The sequence below is a fragment of the Arthrobacter sp. KNU-44 genome (assembly GCF_051843155.1).
GTDB lineage: Bacteria > Actinomycetota > Actinomycetes > Actinomycetales > Micrococcaceae > Arthrobacter.
This window is the reverse complement of the sequence record NZ_JBPXNG010000002.1, coordinates 3220900-3233227: the sequence shown is the minus strand read 5'-3', so window position 1 is coordinate 3233227 and position 12328 is coordinate 3220900. Positions and strand designations below refer to the sequence as shown.

At 64.6% G+C, this 12328-nt stretch carries 11 protein-coding genes and 1 pseudogene; 4 read left to right on the top strand and 8 right to left on the bottom strand.

The genetic code is table 11. The features are described from left to right. Nucleotides 1-22: 22 nt before the first annotated feature. The 6 genes from ACSVHC_RS16135 to ACSVHC_RS16110 all read right to left on the bottom strand — a co-directional run bounded on the left by ACSVHC_RS16135 (nucleotide 23) and on the right by ACSVHC_RS16110 (nucleotide 5141). Nucleotides 23-1354 carry an MFS transporter gene (locus ACSVHC_RS16135; RefSeq protein ID WP_437771084.1) on the bottom strand — a complete coding sequence of 444 codons (1332 nt, stop codon included), beginning with the start codon at nucleotides 1352-1354 and terminating at the stop codon, nucleotides 23-25. Then, on the bottom strand, nucleotides 1351-1788 hold the full coding sequence (locus ACSVHC_RS16130) for a MaoC family dehydratase (protein WP_437771085.1): 438 nt from the start codon (nucleotides 1786-1788) through the stop codon (nucleotides 1351-1353). Before ACSVHC_RS16130 ends, ACSVHC_RS16135 begins: the two co-directional genes overlap by 4 nt. Nucleotides 1789-1790: 2 nt before the next feature. After that, nucleotides 1791-2252: an FAS1-like dehydratase domain-containing protein gene (locus ACSVHC_RS16125; RefSeq protein WP_437771086.1), complete on the bottom strand. Its 462-nt coding sequence runs from the start codon at nucleotides 2250-2252 to the stop codon at nucleotides 1791-1793. A gap of 55 nt (nucleotides 2253-2307) precedes the next feature. After that, complete coding sequence (locus tag ACSVHC_RS16120; protein WP_439181126.1) at nucleotides 2308-3807, bottom strand: FAD-dependent monooxygenase; 1500 nt, start codon at nucleotides 3805-3807, stop codon at nucleotides 2308-2310. A gap of 17 nt (nucleotides 3808-3824) precedes the next feature. Next, nucleotides 3825-4049, bottom strand: coding sequence for a DUF3188 domain-containing protein (locus ACSVHC_RS16115; protein ID WP_236812333.1), 225 nt, complete (start codon nucleotides 4047-4049; stop codon nucleotides 3825-3827). A gap of 228 nt (nucleotides 4050-4277) precedes the next feature. Further along, a complete protein-coding gene (locus ACSVHC_RS16110; RefSeq protein WP_269996021.1) occupies nucleotides 4278-5141 on the bottom strand; it encodes an HpcH/HpaI aldolase/citrate lyase family protein in 864 nt (287 codons plus the stop codon). Between the two features lie 413 nt (nucleotides 5142-5554). Here ACSVHC_RS16110 and ACSVHC_RS16105 point away from each other — a divergent pair, with 413 nt between their 5' ends. From ACSVHC_RS16105 to ACSVHC_RS16090, 4 genes and pseudogenes are all read left to right on the top strand, one after another. Further along, nucleotides 5555-6613, top strand: a complete 1059-nt coding sequence (locus ACSVHC_RS16105; RefSeq protein ID WP_437771088.1) for an ABC transporter substrate-binding protein — start codon at nucleotides 5555-5557, stop codon at nucleotides 6611-6613. 2 nt (nucleotides 6614-6615) lie between these two features. Then, nucleotides 6616-7459: pseudogene (locus ACSVHC_RS16100) on the top strand (ABC transporter ATP-binding protein). Continuing rightward, entirely contained in the window at nucleotides 7459-8367 is a 909-nt protein-coding gene (locus tag ACSVHC_RS16095; protein ID WP_437771089.1) for an ABC transporter permease, read from the top strand. Before ACSVHC_RS16100 ends, ACSVHC_RS16095 begins: the two are co-directional and overlap by 1 nt. A gap of 54 nt (nucleotides 8368-8421) precedes the next feature. Further along, nucleotides 8422-9342: a TauD/TfdA dioxygenase family protein gene (locus ACSVHC_RS16090; RefSeq protein ID WP_437771090.1), complete on the top strand. Its 921-nt coding sequence runs from the start codon at nucleotides 8422-8424 to the stop codon at nucleotides 9340-9342. 107 nt (nucleotides 9343-9449) lie between these two features. Here ACSVHC_RS16090 and ACSVHC_RS16085 read toward each other — a convergent pair whose 3' ends face one another. Next, entirely contained in the window at nucleotides 9450-10415 is a 966-nt protein-coding gene (locus tag ACSVHC_RS16085) for an aldo/keto reductase (RefSeq protein WP_439181125.1), read from the bottom strand. 110 nt (nucleotides 10416-10525) lie between these two features. Continuing rightward, a complete protein-coding gene (locus tag ACSVHC_RS16080; RefSeq protein ID WP_437771092.1) occupies nucleotides 10526-12229 on the bottom strand; it encodes a glycoside hydrolase family 13 protein in 1704 nt (567 codons plus the stop codon). Nucleotides 12230-12328: the final 99 nt, after the last annotated feature.

The window sequence follows — 12328 nt, the reverse complement described above, 5'->3', positions numbered from 1 at the left end:
GGGATTGCAGGCCCTAGCCTACTCAGGGGTGCGCCGGCTCAGGGGCACGCTTCCGCGAGACCGGCGCCAAGAAGAAGCTCGCGACGAGCAGGACCAGGACGGCGAGCAAGGAATGCAGGATGCCGAAGTGCTCCGCCAGCAGTCCCAAAAGCGGCGGACCGCAAAGGAAAGCCCCATAGCCGATCGTGGAGACGACTGAAACCCGGGCCGCCGCATGGGCTGGATCGTCCGCGGCGGCGGACATGCCCACCGGGAACCCCAAAGAGGCGCCAAGACCCCAGATGGCCAGGGCCGCGAAGGCGAGCCACGGCACGGGGGCGAAGACAAAGAGCGCCAGCCCCACCACAGCCGTGGCCGAGCACCAACGCATGACGGGCACCCGGCCGAAACGGTCCAGGACCACCGTCCCGGCAAAACGGCCCACAGTCATGAAGGTCACGAAGATTCCGTAGCCGATGGCTCCGGCAGCATCGGATTGACCGTGGCCATCGGCCAACGCCAAGGCCACCCAGTCCCCCGCCGCGCCCTCAGCCAGGGCGAGCCCCAGGACGAGCAATCCAAGCAGGAGGGTCCGGCGTTCGCGCCACGCCCGCGCCACCATGCGCTTGCTGTCCAAGGGTTCGGCCGGTCCCTGCTGAGCGGGCTCGCCCGGCTGGATGACCGGCAAGGGGCCGGTTGAAGGATCTTCGAAGGTGTCCGGCCTTTCGGGCTTGAAAGCCTTGGCAGCCCCTCGCGCTATGGAATGGCGGGTGATATCCGCACGGAACCAGGCAGTGGTTGTCACCACCGAGGCCGCGACCACCAGGCCGGCCGCGGCCAGATGCCAGAAGACCGGCAGTCCCGCGGCAGCGGCCCAAGCGCCGAGCCCTGCGCCCGCAACGGTGCCGAGGCTGAAGGATCCGTGGAGACGCGGCATGATGTGCCGTTCGAGGGCGCGTTCCAGTGACGCTCCCTCGACATTCGATGCCGTGTTCCAGCTGGCCGTGCCGAGGCCGATGACCATGAGTCCAAGCGCCACGACCACCGGGCTGGCCAGCACGGACGTGCCAAAACCGGCAACCGCGAGGCCGAGGCCCACCATGGCGCCGCCGATCCGCGTGGTCAGTCGTGATCCGAGCCGGATCACGATCACCCCGGACGCCGACACGGAGAGGAACGATGCCACGGTCATGCACATCAGCAGGAGCCCTACCGTGCCGGGCGTCAGGTTCAGGCCATCGCGGATCGCGGGCAAGCGGGAGACCCACGAAGAGAAGGCCAGGCCGCTGGCGCCGTACGCGGCCACCACAGCATTACGCCACCGCGACAATTCCGCCGCGGTGGCGCGAGGTGCTGATTGTTGCAACCGGCTCAAGCGAGCTTCACAACGGCCTGGGACTTCATGAGGACCTTCTGGCCGGCAAAGGTGACAGTCAGGTCGATGCGCGCGGTGCGGGCTTCGGCGTCGAGCGCTCCCACCACTCCGGCAACCTCAATCACGGCGCCGGGCTCGCTGGTACCGGTCGTGTCGGTGACCAGCACCGGTTTGGTGAAGCGCGTCTGGTAGTCGATGACGGCGGCGGGGTCGCCGGCCCAGTCGCTCACCAATTGGACGGCGGAGCCCATGGTGAACATGCCATGGGCGATGACTCCGGGAAGTTCGACGCCGGTGGCGAAGGATTCGTTCCAGTGGATCGGGTTGAAGTCGCCGGACGCGCCGGCGTACTTGACCAGGTCCTGGCGCGTGACCTCGATGCTGCGGGTGCCGATTTCCTGCCCGACGGTGAGTTCTTCAAGTTTCAAGCTCATGGTTACTGTCCCTCTCCGCGGACCAGGATGGACGAGGTGGTGGTGGCGACCCTTTCGCGCTGGTTGTCCTCGCGGACAGCGAAGATTTCCGAACGAGTGGTGATCATTGCCCCGCCGCCCATGGCGCGGACGCCGTCGACGTGCAGTTCGGCCCGCAACTGATCCCCGGCAACGATCGGGCGGTGGTGCGTGAAGCGCTGCTCGGCGTGAACCACGCGGCTGAAGTCAATCCCGGAATCGGGGTCCTCGATCAGCTGGGCATCGGCCCGCTGCGCGACGATGATGGCGAAGGTCGGCGGGGCGACGAGGTCGCTGTGGCCAAGGGCTTTGGCGGCTTCGACGTCGAAGTGGGCGGGATGGGTGGCCTTCACGGCCCGGGCGAACTCCCGGATCTTCTCGCGGCCGACGTCGTACACCTCTGCGGCAGGGTAGCTGCGGCCCTGCAAGTCCGGGTTAATAGTCATGGTCCAACCCTATCGGCCCGGGACGTGTCTCCGGATGAGCATCGACGCCGTACCACTACTCCGCGGCACGCGGTCCGAACCATGCGGTCAGCGCGTCGGCAAGGCCCTCCTGGGTTCGGTCTCCCACCCAGACCACGTATCCGTCGGGCCGAATCAACACGGCGGCCGGAGGAGTGACGGCCCCGAGTGCCGGAAGCTCCCAGGCACCAAGGTAGGCGGCGTCGACCAACTGGACGCGGTCCGCCCACGGCGTGATGTCGATGCCGCCGGACGATCCAAGGTTGAGGAGGACCGGCCGGGCATCGTGCAGCAAGCTGAAGACGCGCAACGGGCCGTTAGCCGTGACCAGGTCGAGATCGGGTATGCGGCGTCCAAGCAGCGGGTGCCCCTCGCCGACGTCGTAATGTACATCGAGGCCGGACTGCATCGCCGCGAAGCGCTTGCGGGGTTCCTCCATGCCTAGGAGCTCGGCTATGACCTCGCCCACGGCTTTTGTGCGTTCGTCCGGGCGGCGAAGCGCGACACTCGCCATCGTATTTCGCAGCACGCGGGCGGCCACCGGGTGGCGCTCCGCGTGGTAGCTATCGAGGAGGCTCTCCGGCGATGTCCGCTTGACCACCTGGGCCAGCTTCCATCCAAGGTTCACGGCATCCTGCACACCCATGTTGAGGCCCTGTCCGCCGTCGGGGGCATGCACGTGTGCGGCGTCGCCGGCGAGCAGGACCCGTTTGTCGCGGTAGCTCGCGGCTTGCCGGGTCATATCGGTGAACCTGGAGATCCAGATGGGACTGTGGATCCCGTAATCCGTCCCGCATACGGCGATGAGCGCCTCGCTCAGGTCATGCAGGGTGGGTTCGCTCGCGGGGCCTACGTGCTCTTCGGTCACCATGACCCCCACCGGCCCGCCATCCGCGTAGACCACCTTGCCGTCGAGAATCTTGTAATCCAGCTTGCCGAAGGAGTGGATGCCGAAAGCATTGGGGTGGACGCCCAATGGCGGCTTCTCGGTCATCTCGACCTGGGCGATCAGGGCGCTGGTGGTCGGATCCCACCCGGGGAACTCGATTCCGGCTGCTTTACGGACCAGGCTGCGTCCGCCGTCGCACCCGACCAGGTATTCAGCCCGCAACGGCCCGCCGTCGGACAGCTCGACGTCGACGCCGGTCTCGTCCTGCGCGAAACCGGTTACCTCTCGTCCGTAGTAGATCGGCACCGCGAGCTCGGCAACCCAGCCGGCCAGGATGCGCTCGATGTGGTTCTGCCACAGCCCAAGCCCGTAGTTGTGCCGGGTGGGAAAGTCGCTGATGTCAAAACGGACGCCGCCGAACCCCGCGACCTGGGCCACCTGCCCCTCGGACAGGAACCGATCAGCGATTCCGCGCTGATCGAGGACCTCAATGGTACGTGAGTGCAAACCGCCCGCACGTGAACCGGCGAGATCCTGGTTTGGACGCCGCTCGACAATGGCGACATCGACGCCGGCCAACGCCATCTCGCCGGCTAGCATCAGCCCTGTAGGGCCTCCTCCGGCGATCACCACCGCATGCTTGGCCATCGCCATGCTCCGCCAGGCTACTTCTTCAAGCCTTTGCGGACCTGCTGGCCGCGGACCACCATGCCCACGACATGCAGGACCAGGCCGAGCCCGATCACGAACAAGGACGTCAGTGCAAGGCTTTGGTTATGGGAGGTGTTGCCGATGATCGTAAGGATGATCCCGACGGCGATAAGCCCCATCGCGCTGAAAACCAGCGTCTTGTAGGCGGTAGAGGCCGTGGCCCAGAATTCGTTCAGCACCCCCCAAGTTTAGGGCACTTGCCAGAGCAGCGGGTCCTGGGGACCTGGAAACCCGACGAACGCTCGCTCACATATCAACGGTTGTGGGCGAACCCTCGCTCACATATCAACCGTTGTGGGCGAACGCTCGCGCAGGTCATCTGCAGGAGGGTTTCAGGAATTGCCGCCATAAGTGAGCGAGCGTCGTGAAAAAGCCGGACATAAGTGAGCGAGCGTCGGTGGGTGCCCTTAGAGCGAGGGCTGGACTCCGAAGGCCACCGCGAGCTTCATGATCTTTTCGGCGCGGCCCAGGCGCGGCAGGTCGGAACCGTCGCGGATGACCCTGCCGTTGGCTTCGAAGTCGTTCATGAAGTCGGTGGCCCAGGCGACGTCGGACGGCGTCGGGCTGATGACCTCGTTGATGACCGTGGTCTGGTCGATGGCCAGGCAGAGCTTGCCGGTCATGCCCATGGTCACCGTGATGCCGGTCTGCTCGCGCAGGATCGGGTGGTTGGTGCCGACGGTGGGGCCGTCGATCGGTCCCGGCAGGTTGCCAACGCGGCTCGCGACGACGAGCTTGGCACGCGGGTAGGCCATTGCTTCAGGCGTGGCGGCCATGCCGGTGTCCCGGCGGAAGTCGCCCGAACCGAAGGCCAGGCGGAAGGCGCCCTGGGCGCGGGCGATGTGGTTGGCTTCCTCGATGCCGAGGGCCGATTCCACGAGGGCGACCACAGGCGTCTTGCCGTCCATGCGGTGGAAGGACTCGGTGACCTGGTCCGCTGACTCGGTCTTGGCCAGCATGACGCCCAACAGGCCGGGCGTGCCGCGGAGTCCGGCGAGGTCATCGGCCCAGAACGGGCTCGTGGCGTCGTTGATGCGGACCCAGGCCTGGCCGCCGGCGGTCAGCCAGTTGATGACGTTGTCGCGGGCGATGTCCTTTTGGGACGGGTCCACGGCGTCTTCGATGTCAAGGATGATGGCGTCCGCGCGCGATGAGGCCGACTGGTCGAAAAGCTCCGTCTTCATGGCGTTCACGAGGAGCCAGGAGCGTGCAATGTCTGCGGGAATTCTGCGGGTTGACCGAATGGACTCGGCGGCGGTGCTTGAGGTCATGTATCTACCGTATCCGGCCAGCCGCCAGGAACGCTAAGAATCTGGCACCGGTGTGAGCATCAATACGAACAAAACGATTGTGACAGGCCGCCCCCACCCCAACTGGCTCGCAGTTGTTGTCGTTATGCGCCGTCAAAACGACAACAACTGCGAGTCAGTTGGGTTTGGCGCGCTGTGGGGAGCCCGCAGCTCAACGCGGCTCAACCCCGCGACGCGAAGCGAATTGTGTCCTTGCATTGCCCGGAGTTGCGCGGGCATGTCGCCGGATTTCGCCCGGTTTCCCGGCGTTTCCGGGCGTTACTGGCGGGCTTCCACTGAGCAGTGGACATGCGCTTACATCGTTCCCACCGGCAGTTCGGTCTGCTCCAGACCACGCCCGGACCACGAATTCCACCGCCCAGAAAGTAGCTCCCATGAAACTGCACCAGACCCTGCTAAGCGTCGCGGCCGCCGTCGTACTTGCGCTGACGGTGACCGGCTGCGGCGGCAATGCTCAAGCGGGAGACCAATCGGCCGGCCAGACAGCCGGTCAACCGGAAATCAGAGTACTCCGCTACCAAGGCTCGGCCAACAACGTCGGGCTCCCGGAACTGGCTGCTGACCTCGGTTACCTGGGCGACATCAAGCTCAATTGGGTGGGCAACACCATCAGCGGCCCCCAGGACATCCAATCGGCTGCCACCAACCAGACCGACTTCGGCGGAGCGTTCGCCGGGGCCGTCGTGAAGCTGATTGAGGCAGGGGCTCCGGTGACCGCCGTCGTGAACTACTACGGCGAAGACGCCAAGACCTTCAACGGCTTCTACGTCAAGGCGGACAGCCCCATCAAAACCGCCAGGGACCTCATCGGCAAGAAGATCGCAGTCAACACCCTCGGCGCGCATTCCGAAGCCGTCATCAACGCCTACCTCAGCAAGAACGGGCTCAGCCAGGACGAAATCAAGCAAGTACAACTGGTAGTAGTCGCGCCCAACGACACTGAAGAAGCCGTGCGCCGCGGCCAAGTGGACGTCGGAAGCCTGGGCGGGGTCTTGCAAGACCATGCCGTTGCCGCCGGTGGACTGCGCTCGCTCTTCAACGACTATGAACTCTTCGGCACCTTCGCCAGCGGACAGTACGTGCTCCGCAACGACTTCATCGAGAAGAACCCCAACACGGCCCGGACCTTTGCAACGGGCGTGGCCAAGGCCATCAAATGGGAGACCGAGACGCCGCGCGACCAAGTGATCGCGCGCTTCAAGAAGATCATCGACGCCCGCGGACGCAATGAGAGCACCGCGAACCTGCAGTACTGGAAGAGCCCCGGAGTACCCGACAACGGTGTGATCAGGGATGGGGATTTCAGCCGCTGGTCTGCATGGCTGAAGAGCTCGGGGATTGTCAAGAACGATCTCGCACCGTCGAAGTACTACACCAACAAATTCAACGATCTCGCAACAAGCACCACAACCCCAAGTACCGCGAAGGGATAGTGATGACCGCCAAAATCAGCCTCCGCAATGTCACCAAGCAATTCGCCGTCCGCCCCGGCAAGGGCTCCAAGACCTCCCCGCCCGGCAACGGCATCAAGATCGGCGTGAAAGAGCCCACTACGCTCACCGCCCTCGACTCTTTGAGCCTCGACGTGCGCGACGGCGAGTTCCTCACCTTGGTGGGGCCCAGCGGTTCCGGCAAGGCCACCTTGCTGGACCTCCTGGCTGGCCTGTCCACGCCCACCTCCGGCGAGGTATTGGTGGACGTCGATCGGGCTTGAAGGCAAGGGCACGGACGGGCGCAAGCTCAATCGCCGCGAACGTGCCACCAAGGCAAGCGAATACCTCAAACTGGTTGGCCTGGCCGGCTTCGAGGACCGTTTCCCGCATGAGCTGTCCGGTGGCATGAAGCAGCGGGTGGCCATTGCCCGGAGCCTCGCCTATGAGCCTGATGTGCTCCTCATGGACGAACCCTTCGCCGCTCTGGACGCCCAGACGCGTGAACAACTCCAAGACGAACTCCTGCGGATCTGGCGGGCCACGGGCAAGACGATCGTGTTCATCACCCACGGCATCGACGAGGCCGTGTACCTGGGGCAGCGCGTCGCCGTCCTCAGCGCACGGCCTGGACGGCTCAAGGAAATCGTGGACGTGGACATCCCGGACCGCGACGGCGAGGACGACATCCGCTCGCACCCCGCCTTCGTCGAACAACGGCACAAGGTCTGGACCTTGTTGCACGACGAAGTCCGCTTGGCCCAGCACGCCGGCCATCGCAAGATCCTGCCGGACGGCACGGCCCCGGATGAAGTCCCGGGAACAACTCTCGAAAGGAGCGCAGCCTGATGACCACAACACTCGCGCAACAGCCCGCGGCGAGCGCCGCACCCAAGCAACCTCCCGCCGTCGGGCACTCCGGTCCTGCTGAGGCGGGGCGTCGGCGCACGACGGCGATACCCGACTTTGTGCGGACCGCCGCCGCCCGCGCCGGTTCCGGCCTGTGGAAGTCCGCAGGGATCATCGCATTCCTCGCGCTGTGGGAACTCGGGCCGACATATCTGGCCAGCCCCTCGACCCGGGTATTCCCGCCGCCCTTGCACGTGGTCCTGGCAGCATGGGGGAAGCTGTTCGAATCCGGCACCATCCAGGCGCATTTGGCCGCGAGCCTCACCCGTTCGTTCTCGGGATTCGGCGCAGCCCTCGTGGCTGGCGTTACCCTCGGTTTGCTGATCGCCTGGTACGGACGGCTCAATTCGGTGCTGAACCCGCTCCTGGAACTGTTCCGGAACACAGCCGCGCTTGCCCTGCTGCCTGTGTTCACGCTGCTGCTGGGGATCGGCGAGGAGTCCAAGATCAGCATCGTGGCCTACGCGGCGTTCTTTCCGGTCCTCTTGAACACGATCGCCGGGGTGAAGACGGTGGACCCGCTGCTCATCCGGGCGGCGAAATCGCTCGGCCTCTCAAGCCTTTCACCTTTCCGCAAAGTGATCCTGCCTTCCGCGGTGCCCACTATTTTCACGGGAATCCGCATGGCCGGCACGGCGTCGATCCTGGTGTTGATCGCCGCGGAAATGGTGGGGGCGAAGGCCGGGCTCGGTTACCTGATTGTGAATGCCCAGAGCAGTTTCCTCATCCCGGACATGTACGCCGGAATCCTCACGGTGTCCCTTTTGGGCTTGGCCGTGAATTTCCTCCTTGTGGCCCTGGAGCGGCATTTCTCCCGCTGGCGGACCGCCGTCGGGTCCGGGTCCTGACCGTCAATCCACCCATTTAGTCGCAACCAAGTCACAACAGAAAAGGAACAAATAATGTCCATCATTACCGAAACCAAACTCGAATTTGCCAAGCTCGGATCCCGCATCGGCGCCGAAATCCGCGGCTTCGACCTGAGCGGCGATCTCGCCCCGGAAACCGTGGCGCAAATCCGGGCCGCGCTCAACGAACACAAGGCCCTCGTTTTCCGGGAAGCCAACATTCTCAGCGATGAGGCTCAGGTGAAATTCGCCAGCCATTTCGGCCCGCTCACCACCGCACATCCGACCGTGGCCTCCGTGGAGGGCGAAGAGAATGTACTGCCAGTGGACAGCGAGAACGGTTCCGCGAACAACTGGCACACTGACGTCACGTTCGTGGTCAACCCGCCGCAGGCTTCGACCCTGCGTAGTATCGACCTTCCGACGTATGGAGGCGAAACCCTGATTGCCTCTTCGGCGGGAGCGTACGCGGACCTGCCGGACGAGCTCCGGAAATTCGCGGACACGCTCTGGGCGATCCACTCCAACGACTACGACTACTCGGTGCCGAAAAACCTGGAACATGAGAACGCCGATGAGCGCCGCAAGGAGTTCACCCGCATCAAATTCGAAACCGCCCACCCCGTGGTGCGTGTCCATCCCCTGACCGGCGAGCGCGGATTGTTCATTGGGGGCTTCGCGCAGCGCCTTCGGATCGTCGGGCTTTCGAATACGGAGTCGAAGGACATCATCCGCTTGTTGCAGGCCTACGTCACCAGACCGGAGAACGTGGTGCGCGTGAACTGGGAACCGAACCAGTTGGTGCTCTTCGACAACCGCATCACCCAGCACTACGCCCCAGACAACTACGACGGCCAGCCGCGCAAGCTCAACCGCGTGACGATTGCCGGCGACATCCCGGTGGGCGTGGACGGCAATCCGAGCCAGTCGATCCAGGGTGACTCGTCAACGTATTCTGTCGTCGCGCCGCTGTAGTAGCACGCATGTGTCGCTGTAGCTGTCGTAACCCAACTGACTCGCATTTATTGTCGTTTTCAGGGCTCATAACGACATCTAACGCGAGTCAGTTGGGCTTAACGGGCTTAGGGGAGCTTGCTGCCCCGCGCGGCCACCCACAGGCCGTACCACTCGGTCCGCGTCATGGCTGCGGCGACGGCGGCAGCGTCCGCGCAGGCAGCGATCCGCGCCGGGTTGGAACTGCCGAGCACCGGGGAAATGCGTGCCGGATGCTTCATGAGCCACCCCAACAACACGGCCTCGGGAGTGACACCCTTTGCTTCCGCAAGCTCGGCGACAAGAGCGGCAGTCGCAGCGTCCGCGGCAGTCGGGGCATCCGGCGTCGAGCCCGTGTACCGGCCCTGGGCGAGGGAACCGTAGGCCTGCAACTCAATCCCCTGGCCGACGCAGTATTCCAAGGTGCCGTGCGGGAAACTGTAGCCGAGGGCGTCGTCGTGGTTGACCAGGACCGTGCTCTCAAGCCAGGCTCGCCGGTTCAGGCTCATTTCCAGCTGGTTGGCCACGATCGGCACCTCCAGCTGGTCCTGCAGGAAGGCGATCTGCGCGCCGGACATGTTGGACACGCCCAATTGCCGCACTTTGCCTTCCGCTATGAGCTGCCCGACGGCGGAGGCCACCTCTGCGGGTTCCATCAAGGGGTCGGGGCGGTGAAGCAGAAGCACGTCGACGTAGTCGGTCCGCAACCGTTCCAGGCTTCCATTGACCCGTTCCAGGATCGCGTCCTTGCTGAGGTCGTAATGTCCGTCGACGCCGGGTTGGCCGAGCCGGATTCCGCACTTGGTCTGGAGCTGGATCTTCTCCCGCAACCCTGGCGTCCTGGCCAGGACCTCGCCGAAAACTGCCTCGGACTTGCCGCTGCCGTAGATGTCGGCGTGGTCGAACAGGGTGATCCCGATGCCCATGGCGGCTTCGATCGCGGCCGCGGCCTGATCAACGTCGGCAGCCCCGTATTCGCTGCCCTCCCAAGGACCTCCGAGACCCATGCAGCCATAGATGAGCCGGCCCGCGGCTGTTTCACTCTTTGCAGTCATTTTCCAACTCTTTCACACCCAACTAGCCCGCAGTTGTTGTCGTTTACAGCCTTCAAAACGACATTAACTGCGGGCCAGTTGGGTAAGGGGTGAGGGTTAGCGCCCAGAGGTTAGACGATCCAGGCCGTGGTGTTTGCCGGGAGCTTGCCGCCGTCGAGCGGTGCGCTGCTCACGACGACGGTGCCTTCCGGAAGTGCCACGGGTTCGGTGCCGAAGTTGGTCACCGACTGCCAGCCGTTGGGCCGCGCGAAGTGCAGCACGGACTCATTGCCCGAGGGGATCCATTCAAGGTCCTCGGCCGCCCGCAGTTCCGAACGCAGTTCAAGTGCCTTGCGGTACAGCTCAAGGGTGGAGCCGGGAACGTTCTCCTGCGCGTCCACCGCGTAGCCGGCAAACCATTCAGGCTGCGGCAAGTGGGCATGTCCATCGCCGAAGCCGAACGACGAACCTTTGCCGGTCCACGGCAGCGGGACACGGCAGCCGTCGCGGCCGACGTCGACTCCCGGGTTGCGGAAGAACGCCGGGTCCTGGCGCTGGCCGGCCACGATGTCGCCGACTTCCTGCAGCCCAAGTTCCTCGCCCTGGTACAGGTACGCGGAACCCGGCAGGGCGAACATCAGCAGCGACGCGGCGCGGGCCCGGCGCAAGCCAAGCTCGGCGTCGACGTCGGCGGCCGAACCGCCGTCGAGCAGCCATTGCTTGCCGTCCTGGCCCAAGCCGTCACGGCCGCCACCCGCAGGCAAACCGTAGCGCGTGGCGTGCCGGACGACGTCGTGGTTGGAGAAGACCCAGGTCGAGGAAGCACCGGATGCCGCGGCCTCACCGAGGTTCTTCGTGATGATCGTGCGGAACTGTTCGGCGTCAAAATCGGCCTGGAGGAGATCGAAGTTGAAAGCCTGACCCAGTCCTTCGGGGCTGGCGTAGCGGGCGCGGCGGTCTGCATGGACCCACGCTTCCGCGACGGCCGTGCGGGGAGGGTTGTACTCGTTGAAGACCTTGCGCCACTCGGCGTAGATTTCGTGTACCTCGTCGCGGTCCCAGAACGGGTGCTCGCCCAAGGCGTTTTCGCCTTCCTTGGGCAGTTCGTTCTTGGAGGGCAGAACCTCCGGCAGGTCCTTCGTGAGGGCGTGGGCGACGTCGATGCGGAAGCCGTCCACGCCACGGTCGGACCAGAAGCGCAGGGTCTTCAAGAAGTCCTCGCGGACCTCGGGGTTGTCCCAGTTGAAGTCCGGCTGCTCCTTGGTGAAGATGTGCATGTACCACTGTCCGGGGGTGCCATCCGGTTCGGTGATGCGCTCCCAGGCCGGGCCGCCGAAGATCGAGTCCCAGTCGGCCGGGGGCAGTTCGCCGTTTTCGCCCAGGCCGTCGCGGAAGATGTAGCGTTCACGGGCTGCCGAGCCCTTCGGGGACGCCAGCGCCTCCTTGAACCATTCGTGCCGGTCCGAGGAGTGGTTCGGGACGATGTCCGCGATCAACTTGATGCCCGCGGCGTGCAGGGCGGCCGCCATCTCATCGAAGTCGGCCAGGGTGCCCAGCTTGGGGTCCACGTTGCGGTAGTCGTCGACGTCGTAGCCGCCGTCGGCAAGGGCCGAGGGGTAGAACGGGCTCAACCAGACGGCGTCAATGCCAAGGGACTTCAGGTACGGAACCTTGGCGGTAATGCCCTTGATGTCGCCCAGGCCGTCGCCGTTCGCATCGGAGAAGCTGCGCGGGTAGATCTGGTAGACAGCCGCTTGGCGCCACCAGTTCGGATCGGCCATGCGCTCGGAGCGCTCGGAGTCGAAGTGGGTTGCCATGGTGACGGTGGAGGACAAAGGAAATCCTGTTCTGTGTCGACGCTTCGATGGATAGGACTTTTATTTAGAATCTAAATTTAGTACCTCAAGTATTATGTGACGTATACCTACAGGAGG